This is a genomic window from Glycomyces algeriensis (assembly GCF_027622855.1).
Lineage (GTDB): Bacteria > Actinomycetota > Actinomycetes > Mycobacteriales > Micromonosporaceae > Glycomyces > Glycomyces algeriensis.
The window spans coordinates 40,564-63,708 of sequence record NZ_JAPZVR010000020.1; the positions used below are offsets into that span (position 1 = coordinate 40,564).

Consider the following 23,145-nt stretch of genomic DNA (forward strand, 5'->3'; position numbering starts at 1 on the left):
GCCCACTGAGCGCGAATGCCATTCGCATTCAGGGGGATGTCGGACCCGTGTGGGAGAGTCGTCCTATTTCCCTGGTTGGTCGGAGGTGGATGCGGGTGGGAAGGGGCACGCCCTATGGCCGCGTCAAGGAGCCGGGTCATACGTGCACCCCTCTCGCATATCGCGGGATCCGCACCGTGGCCTTGGTCCCCTCCCCCGGGGCGGTGTCGAGCCACAGGCCGTACTCGGGTCCGTAGACCGCGCGCAGCCGTCGGTCCACATTGGCCAGTCCGATGCGGCCCGCGCCCTGGCGGCTGCCGGTGAGGATCGCCTTCGCCGTCTCCGGTTCCATGCCCGCGCCGTCGTCCTCGACCTCGATGACGCACAGCGCGCCCTCGGAGAACCCGCGCACGGCGATGTGCCCGGTGCCGGGCTTGGACTCGAAGCCGTGGCGCACGGCGTTCTCCACGATCGGCTGCACCACCAGGAACGGGATGGGCACGGGCAGGACCTCCGGGGCGATGCGGACGGTGATGTCGAGGCGGTCGTCGAACCGGGCCCGCTGCAGCTCGAGGTAGGTCTGCACCGCCTGCAGCTCGTCCGCCACGGTGGCGTAGTCGCCGGTGTTCGCGAACGAGTAGCGCAGGTAGTCCGAGAAGTCGGTGAGCAGTTCGCGGGCCCGCTCGGGGTCGGTGCGGGTGTGGGCGCTGATCGCGGCGAGCGCGTTGTGCATGAAGTGCGGCGAGATCTGGGCCCGCAGCGTGCGAAGGTCCGCCGCCGCGATCCGCTCGCGGGCCCGGTCCAGGTCCGCGTGGTCGAGCGCGGTCGCCACGAGGTGCGCGGCCTCGGCGACCTCCGCGTCGCTCACGTCCCCCGCCACGAGCAGGCACCCCGCCAGGTCTCCCGAGACGATCAGCGGCGAGGACCGCAGCGGCGGCGCCGTGACCGGCTCGAGCACGTCCAGGGTCTCGACGAGCAGGCCCTGGGCCGCGGCCGGGTCGAGGCTCCCGGCGACCGCGATGACCCGCTCGCAGTCGGCCAGCGCGACCGCGTCGGCCGCGAGGAGCTTGGCGAGGCGGCGGGCCGCGAGCGGCGCGCCCTTGCCGTTCAGGCCGTCCGCGAGGGACTCGCCGACCTGGCGGGAGAGGCGCAGCGCCGCGAGCGCCCCGGAGCCCAGCGCGCGCCGGCGCGTCGAGGCGAGCCTCGAAGCGCGGAGCGAGGCGGAAAGGCGACCGGGGATCACCTGTTCACTGTAACGGGGCCCACAGAAAAGTGGGGGGGGGGGCGGCCCCCCCCCCCCCCCCCGCCTCTGGGGCGGCTCAGTGCTCCGCGGCCCGCTCAGAGCCCGCGCCGGTCAGCGCCCTCACCTGGAGGGTCGCGAATCGATCGGGGCGGGACTCGTCGCTCATCAGCGTGCCGACCACGGCGCAGATGAGACCGAGCGGGATGGAGACCAAGCCAGGGTTCGACATCGGGAACCATGCGATGTCGACCCCTTCGCCGAGCAGCGAGGTTTCGGTTCCGGAGAAGACCGGAGAGAAGACCACCAGGGCGAGCGAGGCGACCAGGCCGCCGTAGATGCCCCAGAGGGCGCCGCTGGTGTTGAACCGCTTCCAGAACAGGCTCAGGAGCAGCGTCGGCAGGTTCGCCGAGGCCGCGACCGCGAAGGCCAGGCCCACCAGGAAGGCGACGTTGAGGTTCTGGGCGAAGATCGCCAGGACGATCGCGACGATGCCGATGCCGATCGAAGCGAGCTTCGCGACGCCGACCTCCTCGCGCTCGGTCGCCTTGCCGTGGCGGATGACGCTGTTGTACAGGTCGTGCGCCAGCGAGGACGACGAGGCGATCACCAGGCCCGAGACCGTGGAGAGGATCGCCGCGAAGGCCGCGGAGGCGATGACCGCGAGCATGACCGCGCCGAGCGTGGACCCGCCGACTTCGCCGCCGACCACTTCGGCCAGCTGCGGTGCGGCGGTGTTCCCGGCCGGGTTCTGAGCGGTGATCGCCTCGACCCCGACGATCGCGGCCGCGCCGAAGCCCAGCACGAGCGTCATCAGGTAGAAGGCGCCGATCAGGCCGATGCCCCAGTTGATGGAGCGGCGGGCGACCCGGGCGTCCGGGACCGTGTAGAAGCGGATGAGGACGTGCGGGAGGCCCGCGGTGCCGAGGACCAGCGCGAGCCCGAGGCTCACCAGGTCGAGCTTGTTCCACATGGTCTGGACCGCGTCGCCCGGCACCTCGACCCCGTAGCGCAGCCCCGGTTCGAGGAAGGCCGCGCCCTGGCCCGAGGCGGTGGCGGCGTCGCCGAGCAGGTCGGAGACGTTGAAGCCGTACTGGCCGAGGACCATGAGCGTCAGGACGGCCGCGCCGCCGACCAGGACCATCGCCTGGAAGATCTGGACCCAGGTGTTGCCCTTCATGCCGCCGAGGGCGACGTAGAGGGTCATGATCAGCCCGACCAGGACGATGCCGGCGATCTTGGCGGTCTCGGCGTCCATGCCGAGGTAGGTCTCGCCTTCCTTGATGCCGAGGAGCAGCGCGATGAGCGCGCCCGCGCCGACCATCTGGGCGAGCAGGTAGAAGATCGAGACGCTGAGGGTCGAGACGGCGGCGGCGGTGCGGACCGGGCGCTGGCGCATCCGGAACGACAGCACGTCGGCCATGGTGAACCGGCCGGTGTTGCGGAGCATCTCGGCGACCAGCAGGAGCGCCACCAGCCAGGCGACGAGGAAGCCGATCGAGTAGAGGAACCCGTCGTAGCCGAACAGGGCGATCGTCCCGGCGATGCCGAGGAAGGAGGCGGCCGACATGTAGTCGGAGGCGATCGCGAAGCCGTTCTGCCACGCCGAGAAGCTGCGTCCGCCGGAGTGGAAGTCGGTGGCGGTGCGGGTGTAGCGGTGGCCCCAGATGGAGATCACGATGGTGACGGCCACCGTGAGCAGGAACAGGACCATGGTCAGGGTGCGGCCGGTGCCTTCGGCCTGGGCGAGGAGGTCCATCAGCGGTCCTCTCCGTAATGGATGGCGTCGTGGAGTTCGATCGCCTTCGGGTCGTAATTGCGGGCGGCGTAACGCGAATAGCCCCAGGCGATCCCGAACGTGGAGAGGAACTGGCCGAGGCCCAGGACCAGCGCGACGTTCACGTTGCCGAAGAGGACGGTGCCCATGAAGTCGCGGGCGTACGCGGAGAGGAGCACATAGAGCAGGTACCAGGCGAGGAACGCGACCGTCGCGGGCACGATGAAGCGGAAGAGGCGGCGCTTGAGGTCGAGGAACCGGGGGTCGTCGTGCATCGCGGCGAGCTGCTCCTCGGTGACCTCGGGCGGGGGGCCGTCGCGGGTGGGGGTCGTAGCCATCGGGCCGTTCCTCCTTGAAGGGCTTGATGCTGGGCTTGTCCCAGTCCTCCCGGGCCGGCGTTGCTGGCGCGAGTCGGTCCGGTGACGGGTTTACATGCAACCTAAGAGGCCGGAGCGGCCGAGTGAAGCATTGGTGTGACGCGTGTCGCTAGGGGGTCGGCTTCCTGCGTTGAGGGCGCCGACGAACGGTCGGCGAACGGTCCGCGAACGGTCGCGCCGGGTTTCTCGCACGCGAACGATGAATTGCGCGTTGGGATCTCGTCTGCACTGGTGAAGGCAATGGGACACCGAAAGGACCGCACGATGGCGAGCAAGATGATCTTCCTGAACCTGCCCGTGAGCGACCTGGACGCCGCGAAGGCGTTCTACGAGGCGCTGGGCTGGAGCATCAACCCCGACTTCACCGATGAGAACGCGGCCTGCGTCGTCGTCGACGACAACATCTGCCTGATGCTGCTGACCAAGGCGTTCTACGCGACGTTCGCCGAGCGCCCGATCGCCGACACCGCCGCGTACTCGGCGGCGGCGTACGCGGTGGCGCTGCCGAGCCGCGAGGCCGTCGACGAGCTCACCGACGCCGCGCTCAAGGCCGGCGGCACCGAGGAGAACTCCAAGCAGGACCGCCGCGCCCAGGAGGCCGAGGTCGGCATGTACGGCCGCACCTTCCTCGACCTCGACGGCCACCAGTGGGAGCCGTTCTACATGCCCTACCCGCAGTAGCCGGGTCTCCGGGAGGGCCGCTTCCCGGCGGACCGGGCGGGACTGGAACCGCTCGGTCCACCGGAGTTCGGGGGTCATGTCCGGCCTTCCTTGCCGTGGTTGCTGAGTTCGGTTGCGCGGGTCGCGGGGGTCAGTCCTTCGAGAGGTCGTGGTCCCGCATGAAGGCGAAGGTCGAGATGGCGCCGACGATCGCGAGCACCGCCAGCAGGATCAGCGTCACGTGCATGGCTGAGGTGAGGGCGGCCGAGGTCGCCTGCATCGCGACCTCCCGCTGGTCCTCGGGGACGGCGTCCAGGGACTGCGCCAGCCGGCCCTGCACGGCGTCGCCCGCGAGCAGGGTGGGGTCGTCGAGGACGGGCGCGCGGTCCCGGAGGTCGTTCAGGGTCAGGCTCGACAGCAGTGCGGCGGCGCCGGCGATCGCGATCGTCTCGCCGGTGATCCGCATCGTGTTGAACATCCCCGAGGCCATGCCCGCCCGTTCCACGGGGACGGAGCCGACCGCGGCGTTGTCCATGACGCCGAAGGCGCTGCCGACCCCGATGCCGAACAGGGCCAGCGGCCCGATCAGCTCGGCCAGCGAGCCGCCCGGCTGCAGGGTGGTCAGCCACAGGGAGCCCGCCGCGATGAGGCTGGAGCTCGCGGCCAGCATGACCCGCAGCGGGATCCGGGCCGCCAGGCGGCCGGCGACGAGCGGGAGCGAGAGCACCGGCAGCGTGAGCGGCAGGAGCAGGGCGCCCGAGGCGAGGGCGCTGTGCCCGCTCACTCCTTGGAAGTACGGGGGCAGGTAGACCAGCAGCACCACGAACCCGAAGGTGACCGTGAACGGCTGGCACATGACCACGATGAACGAGGGCTTGGCGAGCAGCGACAGGTCGAACACCGGTCGGGCCTGCCGCAGTTCGACCACCACGAACGCCAGCAGCAGCAGCACTGAGCCGGCCGCCGCCGAGAGGGTGCCGGTGCTCGTCCAGCCGTTCACCGGCCCTTCCACGAAGACCAGCGTCAGCAGCGCGAGGCTGCCGCTGAAGGTGGCCAGTCCGGCCCAGTCGACGCTCGTCGCGTCCGGGTCGCGGGACTCCGGAAGGTGCCGGGCGAGGAAGAGCAGCACGAACAGCGCGATGGCGACGTTCAACAGGAACACCAGCCGCCAGCTGCCGAGGTTGACGAGCATGCCCGCGGTGAGCGGGCCCAACGCGAGGCCGCAGCCGAAGGACGCGCCCAGCACGCCGAAGGCCTTGGCGCGGGCGGCCCCGGTGAAGGATGCCGCCAGCACCGCCGCGCCGCTGGTGAGCACCCCGGCGGCACCGATCCCCTGCAGCGCCCTGGCGATGTCGACCAGGATCATGTTCTGCGCGACGGCGCAGAGGGCGGACATGGCTGCGAACAGCCAGAGGCCCGAGATCATCACCCGGCGGCGCCCGTGCCTGTCGGCCAGGGCGCCGGCCGCGAGCAGGCAGGCGGCGAACGTGACGCCGTAGGCGTTCTGCACCCACTGCGTCTCGGCGATCCCGGCCCTGAGGTCGACGGCCATATCGGTCAGCGCGACCGCGGGTCCGGTCACGGCGAGCGGCAGGGTCAGGCTGGACAGCGCCACGGCCAGAATGGCGAGTGGGCTTGCGGTGCGGTTCACCGCCTTGGGCGCAGTGCCTTGCTGGTCAATCACAGAAGTCATGGGAATGGCGCCTCTCGAATTCGCTGTGTATCAGAGATCGATTTACCATAAGAGATCTTATGCTTGAGATATTATGAGGCGCAGAATTTCCGGTCAAGAATACGTGATCCGAATCACATGTTATTTTGCAACGGTATTAATAGCGGTTAACAAAGGCGCAACTGAAAGCCGTCGCCCGAAACAAATCGATTCCAAGCCGAGAAGAGAAAAAGGGGTCGCTTGCAATGCGGCCGGCCTTATTCTCGGCCTTGCCGCGTCAGCATTTTCCACAGGCGCACGACATCCACGGCGAGCGCGATCATCGCCGGGCCGTCAGGACGGCACCGGCGTGCAACCTCGAGTGATGGACGGCCGCCCTTCTCCTGACTCTCCAGTCCGCGAAGGGCGACCGGTCAGCCGCGCATCCGCGTCCGCTGCTCGGCGGTGATCTCGGTCAGCGTCGCCGTGCACCGGCCGAGCAGGTCGAGCAGCAGTCGCGACTCCTCTTCCGAGAACGCGGCACCGAGCCGGAGTTCGACCTCGCAGGCCGCTCGGTCGGCGTCGTTGAGCAGTTCCCGGGCCTTGCGCGTCAGACGGACTTCATGGACGTGGCTGTGGACGGGGTGCGGTTCCCGTTTGACGAGTTCGCGCGATTCCAAGGTGCGGAGGACCGACGACATGGTCTGCGGCGTCACCAGGCACCGCCTGGCCAGTTCCGCCCCGGAAAGACCCGGTTCCTGCGCGACCACGAGTAGCAATGTGTACTGCGGGACATTGAGGTCGAAAGGCCTGAGCGCCGCCGTCTTCGCGGCCATGAGTTCCTGTTCGGCCCTTTTCAGATGGTTGCCGATTCGCTGGTCGATCGCAAGGAGAGTCATGTGCCCGATGTTATCCGAACGCTCGGCGACCGGATGGGCGCCGCCATATGGGTCGTTCACCTAAGCACTCCGGTCCATCTCCAAGGCGACCGCTTTCGTGAAATTCGCGGTCAGCTCGGCCTCGAGCCGGTCGAGGTCGCCGATGTGTCCGTGTGCCGCGACGTGCCCGTCCGGCCGGAACAGGTAGTACGCCCTCCGGCCGCAGGCCCAGGGGGCCCCGGCCAGGGAGTCGAAGGTGATCTGCGGCCAGGCCGCCGCCGCCGCCTGGACCGACTCCGCCCATGCCTCGTCGCCGTTGGCGAAGCAGGCCAGGTACCACCCGCTGAGCGGGCTCGGCACTCCGGCCGCGATCATCTGGTCGCGCCCGGGGGTTTCGCCGGGCCGGATGCTCCCCCGCCGGCAGCGGTGCTCGCTCGCGGGGCTCTGGGTGCTGCGCACCGGCGGGTACCGCAGCCGCCGGCCCGCCATCACCGGCAGGTAGTGGCGGGCGATGACACCGGTGCGGTCCAGGAGGCGGAACGCGCCGTCCCTCGCCGCGACCTGCAGCCGGCCCTTCAGCATCCAGCCGCGCGTCTGCACGTCCGTGTCGCGGACGACCTGGCGGGCCACCGCCTTCCGTTCGCTCTCATAGGTGTTCAGGAGCTCGGGCGGCGCTTCGCCCTTCAGTACGGCGGCGATCTTCCAGGCGAGGTTGTGGGCGTCCTGGATGCCCGTGTTCAGCCCCTGCCCGCCCGCCGGACTGTGGACGTGCGCGGCGTCGCCGGCGATGAAGGCCCGGCCCTGCCGGAAGGCCTCCGCGTGCCGCCGGTGCACGCGGAACGTGGTCTCCCAGACCGTGGTGCCGATCTTCACGCCCTGCGGGCCCTGCTCGTCCACGATGCGCTGCATGGCGGGCACGTTCACCCTCTCGCCCGGGCGCAGGCTCGAGAAGAACCGGAACACGCCGCCGGGCAGGGCCACGATCACGAGCGCGCCGGCCCGCGACTGGTAGTAGAGCGCCTTGTCGGTCGGCAGATCGCCTTCGATGTAGGCGTCGACGAGCGCGAAGGCGCTCTCGTACGTCGCCCCGGTGAACGCCGACCCCATCTGGGCCCTGACGGCGCTGCCCGCCCCATCGGTGCCGAGGACGAACGGCGCCCTGAACCGCTCGAAGGAGCCGTCACTGTGCTCGAGGATCGACGTCAGGCCCGTGGTGCGGGACAGGTCGTCGGAGTGGGTCAGGTCGTCGAAGGCGAGCAGCCGCACCCCTCGTTCGATCCGGCCGCCCAACGCGTGCAGGCGCTCGGTCAGCACCCGCTCCGTGTCGCACTGGGGCAGGCACAGCGGGGCGAGGTCCTCTGGGAATTCGAAGGTCGCCAGCGGCTTCCCGTCCGAGAAGTAGCTGAACGCGTTGATCGCCAGGCCCGCCTCGCGCGCCTGCCCAAGCACGCCGTTGTCCGCCAGCAGATCGAGGCTGCGGGGCCAGAGCAGGAGCGCCTTCGGGAACGGGGACGGCTCGGGGTTGCGGTCGATCAGGCGGACGTCGATGCCGTGCCGGAGCAGCTCGCACGCCGCCGTCAACCCGGTCGGCCCGGCTCCGACGACCAGTACGCGATCGCTGTCCGACGTCGGTCCCTGCGCTGTCATCCATCAGCTCCCTAACAGATATAAGATATCAGTTGGTCATCAGATCTCGAATATCAACTCTCTCTGAGGATACGCAGATTCCTCGCGACTTTGCAAGACCTACGGAAGGGCCGCTTCGCAGTCACGAAGCGGCCCTTCAGGTTGCGGGGATTTTCGGTCTGTTGGCGGCCCGTCAGGAATGGACGCAGAACTCGTTGCCTTCGGGGTCCTGCATGACGATCCACTGGGCGGGGCCCTCGGAGAGGCGCTCGCCGGCGCGGGTGGCGCCGAGGGATTCGAGGCGCTCGGCTTCGGCGTCGATGTTGTCGAGGCCTACGTGGAGGTCGAGGTGGAGGCGGTTCTTGACCGTTTTGGACTCCGGGACGACCTGGAACAGGATCCGCATGCCCTGGCCCGCATCGGAGGCCGCGTCGAAGGGGTCGTCCGGGTTGCGGATCGCGGCGAGGGTCTTCCAGGCGTGATGGCCGTCGACCTCGGTGAGGAGGTCTTCGGTGATGACCCCGTTCGCGAGGAGTCCCGCGATGAACGACGAGTGGTCCTCGACCTGGTAGCCCATGGCCTCGGCCCAGAAGGCCGCGAGTCGGTGCGGGTCGGCGCAGTCGATGACGATCTTGAAGTGAACAGGCATACCGCCACGGTAGGCCGGGGGTCCGACAGCCGCCCCGCAACCGTGCGAATCGGTCGCGGGGCGGCCCTCGGCCTACTCGCGGTACTCGGCCGGGAGGCCGAAGAGCGGGAACAGCTTCGGAGTGTCCAGGAAGTAGTTGAGGCCCGAGATCTTGCCGCCCTCGAGTTCGAGGACGGTGATCGACCACGGCTCCCACAGGCCGGGCGTGCCGCTCGGCTTGTAGTGGCCGAAGGCCGGGAGGCCGTTGGCGCTGACCGGGACGAGCTTGGAGTTCTCGCAGCCCTTGCCGGCGGTGAGCATGAACTCGGCGACGCTCGCGTGCCCCTGGACCCACAGCGGGATCGGCGGCATCGAGAGGGCCACGTCCTGTGTGCACAGTGCGGTGAGCGCGTCCATGTCGTACGCCTCGAAGGCGCTCACGTAGCCGTCGACGAGCTTGCGGAGCTCAGCGTCGTCGAGCGTGTAGGACTCATCGGGCTTGGCGTGGACCTGCTCCATGGTGGCCTTGGCGCGCTGAAGCGCCGAGTTGACGCTCGCGGGGCTCAGCTGGAGGGCCTCGGCGGTCTCGGCGGCGGAGAACCGCAGCACCTCGCGCATGAGCATCACCGCGCGCTGCTTGGCGGGCAGGTGCTGGACGGCGGCGACGAACGCGAGCCGGAGCGTGTCCTTCGCCTCGGCCGCCGCGGCCGGGTCGGCGCCGAACGCCATCGAGTCCGGGATCGGCTCGACCCACATGTAGTCGGGCTCGGGCGCGGGCAGGGGCGTGCCGGCGTCAGAGGCGGGGGCCAGGTCCATCGGGCGGGCCCGGCGCTGCGGGCCCTTGAGCATGTCGAGGCACACGTTCGTGGTGATCTTGTAGAGCCACGAGCGCAGGGAGGAGCGGCCCTCGAAGGAGTCGTGGGACCGCCACGCCCGCGTGAAGGCCTCCTGCACCGCGTCTTCGGCCTCGAACGAGGAGCCGAGCATGCGGTAGGCGTACGCGCAGAGTTCCCGCCGGTGGGGTTCGAACTCGGCGAGCACGTCGTCTTGGATAGCAGCGTTCATGACCACAGCCTCGCACAGGCCACCGACATTTCGACGCGACGGTTGAGAAAACCGATCCGCCAGGCCACGGGGCGCCCGAATACACCCTTGTGGTGCGCCGAAAGGCTATTTGTTCCGGCGGTGGTCGACCATCCAGCGCTCGAACGCGTCGGCGTCCATCGGCCTCGCGAAGTGCCAGCCCTGCCCGGCGTGGCAGTTCCAGTCCTCGAGCTGCTTGCGGACCTTCTCGTCCTCCACGCCCTCGGCGACGACCTCGACGTCCAGGGCGCGGCCCAGGTCGATCGTGGTCGAGACGATCGCGGCGTTGTCCGGGTCGTCGATCAGCGTGGTCACGAACGACTTGTCGATCTTGATCTCGGTCACGGGCAGGCGCCGCAGGTGCTGCATCGAGGAGAACCCGGTGCCGAAGTCGTCGAGGCTGATGCCCACGCCGAGGTCGGAGAGGCGCTGCACGTTGACCACGACGCGGCGCGGGTCGGCCATGAGCGCGGACTCGGTGATCTCCAGCTGGAGCTTCGCCGCGTTCACCCCGTAGGCGTCGATCCGCTCGGTCAGGAAGTCGGTGAACTCGGGCGACTGGAGGTCGCGCACCGAGACGTTCACGGCCATGCGCAGGTCGTAGCCCGACTCGTTCCAGGAGCGGAGCTGGCGCAGGGCGATGTCGACGACCCGCTCGGTGAGCATCCGCATCACCGACGAGTGCTCGGCGGTCTCGATGATCTCGGCGGGGTTGACGATCCCGCGCTCGGGGTGGTGGTAGCGCAGCAGGGCCTCGGCGCCGATGACCTCGCCGTCGGCCAGGCGCACCTGCGGCTGGTAGTACAGGTTCACGCCGGGCGAGTCCGGGTGGTCGAGGGTGCGGCGCACGTCCCCGAGGAGCAGCAGCCGCTCGGGCGAGTTGTGGTCGAACTCGGGCGCGTAGCGGGCGAACGAGGAGGCGCGCTGCTTCGACTCGTACATCGCGATGTCCGCGTGGCGGAACAGGGTCTGGAAGTCCGAGCCGTCGTCGGGGAAGACCGCGACGCCGACCGAGCCGTCCACTTCGATGCTGGCGTCGCCGAGGACGATCGGGGCGTCCAGGCGGGCGCGGATCTCGCGGGCGCACTCCATCGGGTCGGTCATTCCGTCCAGTTCCGACCACATGAACGCGAACTCGTCGCCGCCCAGGCGCGCGATGGCCTTGCCCTTGGGCTTGTCGGCCTCGAAGCGGTGCGCGAGCTCGATGAGGAGCTGGTCGCCGACCGCGTGGCCGAGCGCCGAGTTGACGTCGGCGAAGCGGTCCAGGTCGAGGATGAGGATCGCGACGGCGGTGCTCGTCTCGGTCGCGTCCGTGAGCTTGCCGTCCACGGCCTGCTGGAACCCCTTGCGGTTGAGCAGGCCCGTGAGCGGGTCGTGGTCGGCCTGGCGCTCGCGGTCGGCGGCGGTCTGGAGGATGCGGTACACGGCGAAGATCGGGATGGCCGAGGCCGCCACGAGCCACCACGAGGACATCGCCGCGGTCGCGACGATGGGCGCGATCGCGACCTGGGTGGCGCGCAGGGCCCATTCGCTCTTGAACCACTGCCAGAACAGGGCGGGCCACCCGACGCCGGTCCGCAGGCCCTGGCGGCCCGCGACGAGCGCGAAGCTCGTCAGCGTCCAGACCGATCCGGCCGCGAAGATGGCGAGGAGCTGCGCCGCCGTGCCGGACCAGGCCACGGGCCCGGTGAGGGCCGCCCAGACGCCCCAGGCCAGCACCAGCGCGATGCCCTGCTGGGAGATGTTGAAGACCGCCCGCCACAGGGAGGCCTTGAGCTGCACCATCAGCATGGCGATGGCCGCCGACTGGATGATCAGCGCCGGGAGGAAGCCCCAGGTGATCATGGTGGCGAGGACGTACACGAGGTAGATCGAGGCCATCGGCGACATCCACAGTCCGCCCCAGCGGGTCGGGCGCAGCTCCGCGACCAGGGCGAGGCCGGCGGTGAGCCAGAAGGCGAAGGGCACGCCGAACCAGCCGCCCTCGGGCGCGCTGCTCGTCACGGTCACGGCGACGGCGCCGACGACCGCGAATATCGCGACCGCCGACATGAAGCCGTAGTACCGGCCCGGATGCTCCTTAGGCGCAGTGTTGCGCATGAGCGTCGTGGCCATTTCGCTCCTCCCACTGCCGCGCCGTCTCCGGGGGACGCGCCAGAATCCCCCGGGGTCGGTCGCGGCCGACTCCTCTGTCATATCGCGAATTCCGCTCCCAGACAACGCCGGGAGCACATGCGGCACACTTGTGACCAGGCGCGACATGCCAATTACAGAAACCGTTATCCGGCGTTCACCGCAGCGCCTCCCGTGGTCGGTTCCAGGCCCGGCGGCCCTTTCGGGCGATGGGTGCCGAGCCGTTGGTACGACGAGGGCGAGCTTCCACGAGATGACTCTGCCTTGAACTAACGAGTCTCCCCCCGTAGAGGAATACGGATCGTTACTAACTTGTGATCATTCTGGTTCGCTCTCGGCATCGGAAGTTTCCGGTACGGACAACCCGTCTTCAAGGAACGCCGCGAACTCCTCGCCGCGCACGATCGGCACGCCGAGTTCCACGGCCTTGTCGTACTTCGAGCCGGGCTTCTCACCCGCGACGACCGCACCGGTCTTCTTGGACACCGAACCGGAGACCTTGCCGCCGCGGGCCTTGACGGCCGCTGCGGCGCCCTCGCGGGTGTGGTCGGGGATGCCGCCGGTGATGACCACGGTGAGGCCCTCGAGGGTCTGCGGGAGCGCCTCGGAGGGGTCGGGGGCGTCGTCCTGCATCCGCACGCCCGCCTCGCGCCAGCGCTCGACGATCGCGCGGTGCCAGTCGACGGCGAACCAGTCCTTGATGGCGGCGGCGATGACGGGTCCGACGCCGTCCACGGCGGCCATCTCGGCCTCGTCTGCGTTCGCGATCAGGTCGAGGTCGCGGAAGTGCTCGGCGAGGGCCTGGGCGGACACGGGGCCGACGTGGCGGATCGAGAGCGCGTTGACGACGCGCCACAGCGGCTGGCGCTTGGCGGTCTCGAGGTTCTCGAGCATCTGGACGGCGGTCTTCTTCGGTTCGCCGTTCTTGTTGGCGAAGTAGGCGACGACCTTGTCCTCGCCGGTCTTCGGGTCGGGTTTGGGCAGTCCCGTGTCAGGGTCGCGCACGACCACCTGGATGGGCAGGAGGTCCTCCATCTTGAGGTCGAAGACGCCGCCCTCGTCGACCAGGACGGGGTCGGCGCCGAGCGGTTCGACGAGCGCGGCGCAGGCGATGTAGCCCATGCGGTCGACGTCGAAGCAGGAGCGCCCCGAGAGGTAGGCGAGGCGTTCGCGCAGCTGGCCGGGGCAGGAGCGGGCGTTGGGGCAGCGCAGGTCCACGTCCCCTTCGGAGGCCGGGGCGAGCACCGAGTCGCATTCGGGGCAGCGCTCGGGCATGACGAACTCGGTCTCGTCGCCGGTGCGGGCGGCCTCGACGGGCGCGACGACCTCGGGGATGACGTCGCCGGCCTTGCGCACGACGACGGTGTCGCCGATCCTGACGCCCTTGGCCTTCACCTGGTCGGCGTTGTGGAGGGTCGCGAACTCGACTTCGGAGCCGGCGACGTGCACGGGCTGGAGCACGGCGTAGGGGGTGGCGCGGCCGGTGCGGCCGATGGAGACCTTGATGTCGAGGAGCTTGGTGTTGACCTCCTCGGGCGGGAACTTGTACGCGACGGCCCAGCGGGGGGTGCGGGAGGTCGCGCCCAGGCGGCGCTGCACGTTGATCCGGTCGATCTTGATGACGACGCCGTCGATCTCGTGGACGAGCTCGTGGCGCTGCTCGCCGTACTCGGCGATGTAGGCGAAGGCCTCGTCGATGGTGGCGACGACGCGCCAGTAGGGGCTGGTGGGCAGTCCCCAGGCGTCGAGCGCGGCGTAGGAGTGGGACTGCGAGTCGGGCTCGAAGCCGCGCAGGGCGCCGAGGCCGTGGGCGATGAAGCTGAGGGGGCGCTCGGCGGTCTTCGCGGCGTCCTTCTGGCGCAGGGAGCCGGCGGCGGCGTTGCGCGGGTTGGCGAACGGGGCCTTGCCGGCGGCGACCTGGGACTCGTTGAGCCGCTCGAAGTCGGCGCTCGGGAAGTAGACCTCGCCGCGGACTTCGAGGAGTTCGGGGATGTCGTAGCCTTCGGCGGCGGTGAGCCGCTGCGGGACGGCGCCGATCGTGGCGACGTTCGCGGTGACGTCCTCGCCGGTGACGCCGTCGCCGCGGGTGGCGGCGCGGGCGAGGCGGCCGTTCTCGTAGACGAGGTCGACGGCGAGGCCGTCGATCTTGACCTCGCAGAGGTACGGCTCGTCGGGGACCTCGGCGGTGATCCTGTCCGCCCAGGTCCGGACCTCGTCGAGGCTGAACACGTCTTGGAGGCTGAGCAGCTTCTCGAGGTGGGTGACCGGCGTGAACGCCTCGGAGAAGGTGCCGACCTGCTGCGTGGGCGAGTCGTTGCTCTGCAGCTCCGGGTAGGCGGTCTCGATGTCGATGAGCTCGTGGAAGAGCTCGTCGAACTGGCTGTCGGAGATGGTGGGCTCGGCGAGGTAGTACCGCTTCCGATGCTCGGTGATCTCCGCGGCCAGCGTCTCGTGGCGCTCGCGGGCGCGGGAGAACTCAGGGTCTGCGGTCCGGTCGGTGCCGTCCAGGTCTGCGTCAGTCGTGCTCACGGCCCCATTGTGTCAGCTGGGTCCGACGTTTCGGGGAGGCCGAAGCCTTATGCAACCGGTCACCTCGCGTTCACGTCGTGATTGCCTCACCCACCCCGGGGACCGGAAGGATCGGCCGCGTACGGCCCGTACAGCCCCTCGCACGCCCCCGAAAGCAGTCCCGAAGGAGTCCGGCATGGCGATCACGACGATCGGCGGCTCGAACCGCCGCAGTTTCCTGCGCCGAGGCGCGACCGCCGCCGGCGCGAGCCTCTTCGCGGTGGCCGCGATGGAGGGCCTGTCGATCCGCGCGGCCAACGCGAAGGACGGCGAGAAGGACCGCGGCTGCCCCGACAACGGCGGCTACGGCGAGCTGCGGGAGCGCACGCGCACCGACCCGGAGACCGGGTTCTCGCAGACCCTGTGGCTCCCTGAGGACTTCGACTTCAAGGTGTTCGCGGTGGCGGCGTCCCCGATGCGGGACGGCAACCGCACGCCGCTCGCGCACGACGGCATGGCCTGCTTCCCGACCGGGCGGCGCGGCGAATGGCGGCTCGTGCGCAACCACGAGGAGCGCAACGACCCCGGCGCGGGCGTCCCGGCCGGGAGCATTGCGCGACGCTACGACGAGCTGGCGGGCGGCGGGACCACGACGATGAGCGTGCGCTGGGACCGCGGCCAGCCGCATTTCACGGAGGCCTGGCAGTCGCTGTCGGGCACGATCGTGAACTGCGCGGGCGGGCCGACCCCGTGGGGCTCCTGGCTCTCGTGCGAGGAGACCACGGCCGGGACGGGCGCCGGCTGGGCGGCCGAGCACGGCTACGTGTTCGAGGTGCCGTCCGCCGAAGAGGGTGAGGCGGTGCCGGTGCCGCTCAAGGCGATGGGCCGGTTCGTGCACGAGGCGGTGGCCGTGGACCCGCGCTCGGGCGTGGTCTACGAGACCGAGGACCAGAACACGGCCGGGTTCTACCGGTTCCTGCCGAACGTGCCCGGCGACCTCGCCGAGGGCGGGCAGCTGCAGATGCTCAAGATCGCCGACGAGTGGAACTACGACACCCGCACCGGCCAGCGTTCCGGGAAGGGCCTGTACGTGGAGTGGGTCGACATCGACGACCCGGACCCGGCCGACGCCGAGGAGGACCCGCTCGCGGTGTTCAACCAGGGCTGGGCGCGGGGCGCGGCGGTGTTCGGGCGGCTCGAGGGCTGCTTCTACGGTGACGGCGCGGTGTACATCGCGTCCACTTCGGGCGGTGACGAGGGCGAGGGCCAGCTGTGGGAGTACCGGCCTCGCGGGCACAAGGGCGGCACGATCAAGCTGGTGTTCGAGTCGCCGGACGCGGCTCTCTTGTCCTATCCGGACAACATCACGGTCTCCCCCGGCGGGAACCTGATCCTGTGCGAGGACACGAGCCGGGACCTGCCCGCGATGCGGGGCCTGACGCGGGACGGGGAGATCTTCCCGCTGGTGTACCACGAGGGGCGGACCGAGTGGTGCGGCGCGACGTTCTCGCCTGACGGCAAGGTGCTGTTCGCGAACATGCAGGGCGCGACGCGCGGCGAGCTGGGCGATCCGGCGCTGGAGCCGGGTCGCACGATCGCGATCTGGGGGCCTTGGAGCATGGGCGTCCTCTAGTACTGCGATTCGGCGGTCCGGCTGCGCACTCGTACGCGGCCGGGCCGCTTTCTGCTGCCCGCGGCCGGTTCAGGGTGGGACACTGGAGGTAATTCACTAATCGATGAATTCATGATACGTTGAATTCATCAACCGTTGAATTACTGGAGGCTCCCATGCCACCCACCCCAGCGACCGCCATCGCGGTGGACGACCTCGTCGTCGACCGCGGCGGGCAGCCCGTGCTCAGGAGCGTCTCGACCCGCATCGCGGCCGGGTCCGTCACCGGCCTGCTCGGGCCCTCGGGCTCGGGCAAGACCACCTTCATCCGCGCCGTCGTGGGCACGCAGAAAGTGCGGTCCGGCACCGTGGAGGTGCTCGGCCACCCCGCGGGCTCGAAGCCGCTGCGCAGCCGCGTCGCCTACGTGACCCAGGACGCCTCGATCTACCGCGACCTCTCGGTGAAGGCCAATGTGGCCTACTTCGCGGCCCTCTACGGCCGCAGCCGATCCGAGGCCATGGCCGCCATCGAGCGCGTCGGCATGGGCGACCACGCGCACAACCTCGCCGGGAACCTCTCCGGCGGCCAGAAGACCCGCACCTCGCTCGCGTGCGCGCTCGTCATCGAACCGGAGGTGCTCGTCCTCGACGAGCCCACCGTCGGGCTCGACCCGGTGATCCGCGAGGAGCTCTGGGACCAGTTCCGCGCGCTGGCGAAGCAGGGGGCGACACTGCTCGTCTCCAGCCACGTGATGGACGAGGCCGACCGGTGCGACCGGCTCCTGCTGCTGCGCGAAGGGCGCTTCATCGCCGACGACACCCCGGCCGACCTGCGCGCCGCCACGGGCACGGCGAACCTCGAAGCGGCGTTCCTCCACCTCATCCGCGAACTCGAGAAGGCGAACTGACATGTCGCTGCGCATCACCTTCATCACCGCCGGGCGCATCCTGCGGCAGCTGCTCAACGACCGCCGCACCATGGTGCTCATCCTGGCCATGCCGAGCCTGCTGATCGCGCTCATCAGCGCCATCATGGACTCCTCGCCGCAGGTCTTCAACTCCGTCGGGCTGATCCTGCTGGCGTTCTTCCCGTTCATGATGATGTTCATGATCACCTCGATCACACTGCTGCGCGAGCGCACCGGCGGAACCCTGGAGCGGCTCATGACGACGCCGACGCGGAAGCTCGACCTGGTGGGCGGCTACGCGATCGCGTTCGGCGTGGCCGCCGCGAGCCAGACCGCGATCGCCGCCACGGTCGCCTATGCATTCCTCGGACTGGAGACGGCCGGTCCGGCGTGGGCGGTGTTCCTCATCGCGATCGCGGCCTCGCTCTTCGGGATGGCGTTGGGGCTCTTCGTATCGGCGTTCGCGACCACCGAGTTCCAGGCGATCCAGTTCATGCCCGTGTTCGTCGTCCCGCAGCTGCTGCTGTGCGGACTGATCTGGCCGCGCGACCAGATGGCCGGCTGGCTGCAGGGCGTCTCGGACGTGCTGCCGGTGACCTACGCGGTCAAGGCGCTCACCGAGGTGCAGGTCAACACCGAGACCACCGCCGCGATGTGGGGCGACCTCTCGATCGTGGCCGCTGCGGTGCTCGTCGCAACGGCACTCGGAGCCGCGACCCTGCGGCGGCGCACGAACTAGGGTGCACTCGTGGCCAGAACGAAGCGCGCCGGACGGCGGACAGGCAATCCCGACACCCGAGCCGAGATCCTGGCCGCCGCCCGGCGGCTGTTCGCCGAAGAGGGCTACGAGTCGATCTCCATGCGGCGCATCGCCGCCGAGGCCGGGGTGGACCCTTCCCTGATCCACCACTACTTCGGTTCGAAGGACGACCTGTTCCTGGCCGCGATCGAGCTGCCGATGGACCCGGCCCCGGAGGTCGCGGCCGTGCTCTCGCAGGGCGGCGTCGAGGGCGCGGGCGGGCGGCTCATGCACGCGTTCGTGACGATCTGGGACGGCCCGCACCAGGACAAGCTGCTCGCCGTGGTCCGCACGAGCCTGTCGAAGCCCGCGATGTCGTTCGTGCTGCGGCAGCTGTTCGAGCACCGGATCGTGAAGACCGTGGAGAGCGTCCTCGGCGACCAGGTCGACCACATCCCGGCGCGCGCGAGCTTCATCGCCAGCCAGGTGTTCGGGCTGGTCGTGGCCCGGTACATCCTCAAGCTCGAGCCGGTCGCGTCGCTGAGCGCGGACCAGCTCGGCGTGACCGTGGGGCCGACCATCGACCGGTACCTGACCATGCCGATCGAGCACCTCCTGGCCGAGCAGGGGAAGTGAGCCGCGCTCGCGCGGTTCGGGGCCGGAAGCGGCCCGCCCTTAGACTGGCCTGATGCCGATCGTCGACAGCGCCATCTACCGCAAGGGCGTGCGCGAGTCGCACCACGTGACCCTCGACCAGACCTTCGAGGACCTCCACGAGCACGGCGGCTTCGCCTGGATCGGGCTCTACCGGCCCACCGAGGCCGAGCTGGCCGCCGTCGCCGAGGAGTTCGAACTCCACCACCTCGCGATCCACAACGCCACCACCGGCCACCAGCGCCCGAAGCTCGAGCGGTTCGGCGACAGCACGTTCGTGGTCCTGCGCCCCGCCCGGTACCTGGAGGCGACCGAGCAGGTCGAGTTCGGCGAGGTGCACCTGTTCATCGGCCCGAACTTCGCCATCACCGTCCGCCACGCCGAGTCGCCCGACCTCTCGCAGGTCCGCAGGCGGCTCGAGGCCGACCCGGACCTGCTGGCGCTCGGGCCGCAGGCGGTCCTGTACGCGGTGCTCGACGAGATCGTGAACGGGTACAACCCGGTCGTCGACGGCATGGAGGACGACATCGACGAGATCGAGGACGAGCTGTTCTCCGGCGATCCCGACGTCGCCCGCCGCATCTACGAGCTCGCCCGCGAGGCCATGGCGTTCCAGCGGGCCACGCACCCGCTCGTGCGGATGTTCCGGTCCCTGGAGGCCGGGTACGACAAGTTCAGCGTCGACATCGAGCTGCGGCGGGACATGCGGGACGTGCTCGACCACGTGCTGCGCATCGTCGAGCGCGCCGACACCTTCCGGGCCCTGCTGGAGAACGCGCTCACCGTCCACTCCACCCTCGTGACGCAGGCGCAGAACGAGGAGATGCGGCAGCTCTCGCACGCGAGCATCGAGCAGGGCGACCAGGTCAAGAAGATCTCCTCCTGGGCGGCGATCCTGTTCACGCCGGGCCTGGTGGCCGGGATCTACGGCATGAACTTCACGCACATGCCCGAGCTGTCGTGGGTGCTCGGCTACCCCATGGCGATGGGGCTCATGCTGCTCTCGGCCGGGCTGCTGTACGTGGTCTTCAAGCGCCACAACTGGCTCTGAGGCCGCCCTAGGCCGTGGCGACGCCGAACGCGGAGCCGATCAGGTAGGTCGCGGCCATCGTGGCCGCGCCGACCGCCATGACCCGCAGCATCGCCTTGCCGCGCGGCGCGCCGCCGAGCTTCGCCGAGGTGAACCCGGTGAGCGCCAGCGCCGCGATGACCGCGACCGCGCAGCCGATCACGCGGATCCCGGTGGGCAGCAAGGTGATCGCCAGCAGAGGCAGCAGTGCGCCGCAGGTGAAGGCGAGGAACGAGGAGATCGCGGCCTGCCACGGGTTCGTGAGCTCGTCGGGGTCGAGGCCGTACTCGACCACCGCGTGGGCGCGCAGGGGGTTGCGGCTGGACAGCTCGCGGGCGGCGTCCTTGGCGGTCGCCTCGGAGAGGCCGCGGTCCTGCAGGCTCGTGGCGAGTTCGGCCTCGGCGTCCTCGGGCCGCTCCTCGAGTTCGCGCTTCTCGGCTGCGACCAGGCTCGCCTCGGTGTCCCGCTGGGTCGAGACGGAGGTGTACTCGCCGCCGGCCATCGAGAAGGCGCCCGCGACGAGCCCGGCGACGCCGGAGACGAGGATCGTGGTCCGGTCGGCGGTGGCACCGGCGACGCCGATGACTATGCCTGCGACCGAGACGATCCCGTCGTTCGCGCCCAGGACGCCCGCTCGGAGCCAGTTGAGCCGGTTGCCTATCGAGCCGGGGCCGCCGCCGTTGTGGGCCCCGCCTTCGTGGCCGTGTTCATCGTGTCCGCTTTGCGCCATCACGATTCCAGTGAACCACAAGGTTGCACCCGGTGGGAGTTCTCACAGGAGCCCGAGAATTGCGGGGGCTTGGGGGAATTGTCCGCCACCTGCGGACGACGCTCTGTAGTGGACACTTCCCAGGCTTGACGACGGCCGCTATTGTCGGCACTCCCTCCGAAGAGAAGGGGCTCATTGATGAGCGATCCCGCTGACTTCCCGGCTCCCCGGCCCGAAGACGCCGAAACGGCGCAGCCCGGCACGCCGAGTGAGACTCCAAAGGATGCGGCGCCGGGCGAAGCGGCCCGGCCCGAGACGCCGATGGGCGACGCCCGACCCGAGCCCGCCGCGGCTCCCGAACCCGTTCCCGCGCAAGCGGCTCCAGAGCCTCAGGCCGAGGCCGCGCCGACGCCTCCGCAGGACGCCGAAGCGAAGCCCGCCGCGGCTCCCGCGCAAGCGCAAGAGCCTCCGGCCGAGGCCGCACCGCAGCAGGACGCTGAAGCGGAGCCCGCCGCGACTCCCGCGCAAGCGGCTCCAGAGCCTCCGGCGGACGCCGCACCGCAGCAGGCCGCCGAAGCAAAGCCCGCCGCGGCTCCCGCACCGGTCCAGCAGGCCCAGTCCACCCGCCCGCCCGCGCAGGTCCCCGCGCCGCCGGCGTACCCGGCCCGTCAGCTGTCCCCCGCCGAGTACCAGCAGCAGGCCGCGTACTACCAGCAGCATCGGCAGCAGTCGCTCGCGCTGCCGCCCAACCCCCGCTGGTACCGCCCCGACGCGGTCCCCAAGCCCGCCATCGTGGTCCTGGTCATCGCCGTCGCCCTGTTCGGCGGCTGGGCCGCGTTCCACTCCACCGGCGTCGGCATCGGCCTGTCCCTCACCGGCATCGCCCTCCTCGCCGTGCCGCTGGCCGCGGGCGAGCGGGCGGACCTGCTGCCGCGGCTGCCGGGCGCGGTCATCGTCGCGGCCCTGTACGCCGTCGCGGCGATCCGCGACGCCGGATGGGTCGTCTTCCTGTGCACGGCCGCCGCGGTCGTCCTCACACCGCTGGTCCTCACCCCGCAGCGCCGCTTCAGCGGCACCGCCATCACCGTGTTCATGGGCTGGCTCGAAGGGTTCGCCGAGGCGTTCCGCTGGGCCAAGCGCGGCCGCCGCGCCAAGGGGGACGGCGGCGACGGCCGCAACGCCGCCAGCATGCGCAACCTCTGGGTCGCGCTCATCACCGCCGCGCTGCTCATCGTCTTCGGCGGGCTCTTCGCCGCCGCCGACAGCACGTTCGCGGACCTCGTCCTGAAGCTGCTGCCCGAGATCAGCCCCGCCGAGTTCATCCTGCGGATCTTCTTCGCGGCGTTCCTGTTCCCGCTCGCGCTCCTGTGGTCCTACACCGCGGTCGCGAAGCCGAACTACGACTCCACGCGCCCCGAGGGCGAGCACCGCACGGTCTCGCGCTTCGAGCTCTCGGTCCCCTTGGGGGCGTTGAACCTCCTCTTCGTCGCGTTCATCGCGGTGCAGCTGCGGGTGTTCCTCGGCGGCGAGGCGTACGTCATGGAGACCGCCGGGCTCACCTTCGCCGAGTACGCCCGGAAGGGCTTCTGGCAGTTGAGCTTCGTGGCGGCGCTGGCCCTCGCGGTCATCGCGGTCGCGGCCTGGCTCGCCCCCAAGCGCTCGTACGCGGACCGCTGGGCCGCCCGCATCCTGCTCGGCACCCTCTGCGTACTGTCCATGGTGGTCATCGCCTCGGCGCTGTACCGCATGTACACCTACGCGGAGACGTACGGGCTCACCCGGATGCGCGTGTGGATCTTCACCGTCGAGATCTGGCTCGCGATCCTGTTCGCGCTGATCATCGTGTGCTGCTGGAAGCTCCGCGCCACCTGGCTGCCGCGCGCCGTGCTCGCCTCGGGCGCGCTGGCGCTGCTCGGCATGGCCGCGGCGAACCCCGACGCGCTCATCGCCCGCTACAACATCGAGCACGACCACCAGCTCGACATCGACTACCTCAGCGGCCTGTCGGACGACGCGATACCCGAGCTCACGGCGCTGGAGGGCGACGACCTCGACTGCGCCATGGAGCGCACGGGCAGCGCGAACGACGACCCCGACGCCGAACCCGACATCATGGCCTGGAACCTGGGCCGCCATCGCGCCGCCGACATCGTGAAGCAGTACGAGGAGGCCGACCTCTGCGACTGGACCGAGGTGTACGGCCTCGGCGGGGACGAGCTCGACGACGACCGGTACGGCGACCCGCCGTCAGAGGACGCGCAGGAGACGACCGCCGCGGCGGACGCGCAGGAGACGGTCGCGCCTGAGGCCGCCGACCCGCCCGCGCGCAGCTTCTTCCAGGTCGAGACCTGCGAATCGCTCGACCACGGCAGGACCGGCGAGTGGTTCGGGAACGAGCTGGGCGAGTTCGGCCTGGAACCGGGCGCCTCGGACGCCTTCCTCGTCGAGGAGCCGGTGACCGCGTGGCTCACCTGCGGGTACTTCTCCGGCGGGATCAAGATCGAGGCGCAGCTGCGGTACACGGAGTCGCCGCTCGCGGCCTCCGGCGAGGTGCAGGAAGCGATCGACTCCTACGCGGACGGCGAGTGGCTCGTCCAGGAGCGCTCGGTCGGCTACGCCCTCTCGACCGGGGACGGCGCCGGACGCCAGTTCCAGTACTACCGGTCCAGCGGCAACCTGGTCCTGTACTCGTACGTCTCGGGGGTCGGGAACGACGCGGTGTCCGAGGCGGCGGCCGCGGATCTGACCGGCCAGATGGAGACCCTGTACGCGACGTTTGCCTGAGCGGATGTCCAACGTCACCCTGGGTGGCGCGGCGGCCACTGAGCTGCCGCGCCGTCCGTCCGCCGTCCGTCCCGTCTAGACGCGAGCGAACATCGCCATTGCCCGTTCCCTTGTGTCCGAATAGGTTCAA

At 70.0% G+C, this 23,145-nt stretch carries 18 protein-coding genes; 7 read left to right on the forward strand and 11 right to left on the reverse strand.

Annotation, left to right across the window (positions count from 1 at the left end; all coding sequences use genetic code 11):
• Positions 1 to 136: 136 nt before the first annotated feature.
• The 3 genes from O2L52_RS22905 to O2L52_RS22915 form a co-directional block, all read right to left on the reverse strand.
• Positions 137 to 1,132, reverse strand: a complete 996-nt coding sequence (locus tag O2L52_RS22905; RefSeq protein WP_344473148.1) for a sensor histidine kinase — start codon at positions 1,130 to 1,132, stop codon at positions 137 to 139.
• A gap of 166 nt (positions 1,133 to 1,298) precedes the next feature.
• Positions 1,299 to 2,978 carry a solute symporter family protein gene (locus O2L52_RS22910; protein ID WP_270116068.1) on the reverse strand — a complete coding sequence of 560 codons (1,680 nt, stop codon included), beginning with the start codon at positions 2,976 to 2,978 and terminating at the stop codon, positions 1,299 to 1,301.
• Complete coding sequence (locus O2L52_RS22915) at positions 2,978 to 3,334, reverse strand: DUF485 domain-containing protein (protein ID WP_270116069.1); 357 nt, start codon at positions 3,332 to 3,334, stop codon at positions 2,978 to 2,980. The genes O2L52_RS22910 and O2L52_RS22915 overlap by 1 nt, the downstream gene beginning before the upstream one ends.
• A gap of 303 nt (positions 3,335 to 3,637) precedes the next feature.
• Between O2L52_RS22915 and O2L52_RS22920 the strand changes: the two genes are divergently transcribed.
• Positions 3,638 to 4,054, forward strand: a complete 417-nt coding sequence (locus O2L52_RS22920; RefSeq protein ID WP_270116070.1) for a VOC family protein — start codon at positions 3,638 to 3,640, stop codon at positions 4,052 to 4,054.
• A 130-nt stretch (positions 4,055 to 4,184) separates the two neighbouring features.
• Here the strand turns inward: O2L52_RS22920 and O2L52_RS22925 are convergent, their stop codons facing one another.
• The 7 genes from O2L52_RS22925 to ligA all read right to left on the reverse strand — a co-directional run bounded on the left by O2L52_RS22925 (position 4,185) and on the right by ligA (position 14,561).
• The gene (locus O2L52_RS22925; protein ID WP_270116072.1) at positions 4,185 to 5,726 is read right to left on the reverse strand and encodes an MFS transporter; all 1,542 of its coding nucleotides are present in this window, start codon (positions 5,724 to 5,726) and stop codon (positions 4,185 to 4,187) included.
• Between the two features lie 392 nt (positions 5,727 to 6,118).
• Positions 6,119 to 6,583 (reverse strand): MarR family winged helix-turn-helix transcriptional regulator, encoded by a 465-nt coding sequence (locus O2L52_RS22930; RefSeq protein WP_270116073.1) that lies wholly within the window; start codon positions 6,581 to 6,583, stop codon positions 6,119 to 6,121.
• Positions 6,584 to 6,643: 60 nt separating this feature from the next.
• A complete protein-coding gene (locus O2L52_RS22935) occupies positions 6,644 to 8,209 on the reverse strand; it encodes an FAD-dependent monooxygenase (protein WP_270116075.1) in 1,566 nt (521 codons plus the stop codon).
• Between the two features lie 172 nt (positions 8,210 to 8,381).
• Complete coding sequence (locus tag O2L52_RS22940) at positions 8,382 to 8,837, reverse strand: VOC family protein (protein WP_270118434.1); 456 nt, start codon at positions 8,835 to 8,837, stop codon at positions 8,382 to 8,384.
• Positions 8,838 to 8,909: 72 nt separating this feature from the next.
• A complete protein-coding gene (locus tag O2L52_RS22945) occupies positions 8,910 to 9,881 on the reverse strand; it encodes a sigma-70 family RNA polymerase sigma factor (RefSeq protein ID WP_270118436.1) in 972 nt (323 codons plus the stop codon).
• A gap of 105 nt (positions 9,882 to 9,986) precedes the next feature.
• A complete protein-coding gene (locus O2L52_RS22950; RefSeq protein ID WP_270118437.1) occupies positions 9,987 to 12,014 on the reverse strand; it encodes a putative bifunctional diguanylate cyclase/phosphodiesterase in 2,028 nt (675 codons plus the stop codon).
• Between the two features lie 336 nt (positions 12,015 to 12,350).
• The gene (ligA, locus tag O2L52_RS22955; protein ID WP_270118438.1) at positions 12,351 to 14,561 is read right to left on the reverse strand and encodes an NAD-dependent DNA ligase LigA; all 2,211 of its coding nucleotides are present in this window, start codon (positions 14,559 to 14,561) and stop codon (positions 12,351 to 12,353) included.
• Between the two features lie 175 nt (positions 14,562 to 14,736).
• Here ligA and O2L52_RS22960 point away from each other — a divergent pair, with 175 nt between their 5' ends.
• The 5 genes from O2L52_RS22960 to O2L52_RS22980 all read left to right on the forward strand — a co-directional run bounded on the left by O2L52_RS22960 (position 14,737) and on the right by O2L52_RS22980 (position 19,504).
• A complete protein-coding gene (locus O2L52_RS22960) occupies positions 14,737 to 16,173 on the forward strand; it encodes an alkaline phosphatase PhoX (RefSeq protein WP_270118439.1) in 1,437 nt (478 codons plus the stop codon).
• A 155-nt stretch (positions 16,174 to 16,328) separates the two neighbouring features.
• Complete coding sequence (locus O2L52_RS22965; protein ID WP_270118440.1) at positions 16,329 to 17,060, forward strand: ABC transporter ATP-binding protein; 732 nt, start codon at positions 16,329 to 16,331, stop codon at positions 17,058 to 17,060.
• 1 nt (position 17,061) lies between these two features.
• On the forward strand, positions 17,062 to 17,799 hold the full coding sequence (locus O2L52_RS22970; RefSeq protein ID WP_270118441.1) for an ABC transporter permease: 738 nt from the start codon (positions 17,062 to 17,064) through the stop codon (positions 17,797 to 17,799).
• Positions 17,800 to 17,808: 9 nt separating this feature from the next.
• Positions 17,809 to 18,435, forward strand: a complete 627-nt coding sequence (locus tag O2L52_RS22975) for a TetR/AcrR family transcriptional regulator (protein WP_270118442.1) — start codon at positions 17,809 to 17,811, stop codon at positions 18,433 to 18,435.
• A 52-nt stretch (positions 18,436 to 18,487) separates the two neighbouring features.
• On the forward strand, positions 18,488 to 19,504 hold the full coding sequence (locus O2L52_RS22980; protein ID WP_270118443.1) for a magnesium and cobalt transport protein CorA: 1,017 nt from the start codon (positions 18,488 to 18,490) through the stop codon (positions 19,502 to 19,504).
• Positions 19,505 to 19,511: 7 nt separating this feature from the next.
• On the opposite strand, the gene O2L52_RS22985 is transcribed toward O2L52_RS22980, so the two are convergent.
• Entirely contained in the window at positions 19,512 to 20,252 is a 741-nt protein-coding gene (locus tag O2L52_RS22985) for a VIT1/CCC1 transporter family protein (protein ID WP_270118445.1), read from the reverse strand.
• A gap of 177 nt (positions 20,253 to 20,429) precedes the next feature.
• On the opposite strand from O2L52_RS22985, the gene O2L52_RS22990 reads away from it, so the two are divergent.
• Complete coding sequence (locus O2L52_RS22990) at positions 20,430 to 23,015, forward strand: DUF4153 domain-containing protein (protein WP_270118446.1); 2,586 nt, start codon at positions 20,430 to 20,432, stop codon at positions 23,013 to 23,015.
• Positions 23,016 to 23,145 lie beyond the last annotated feature (130 nt).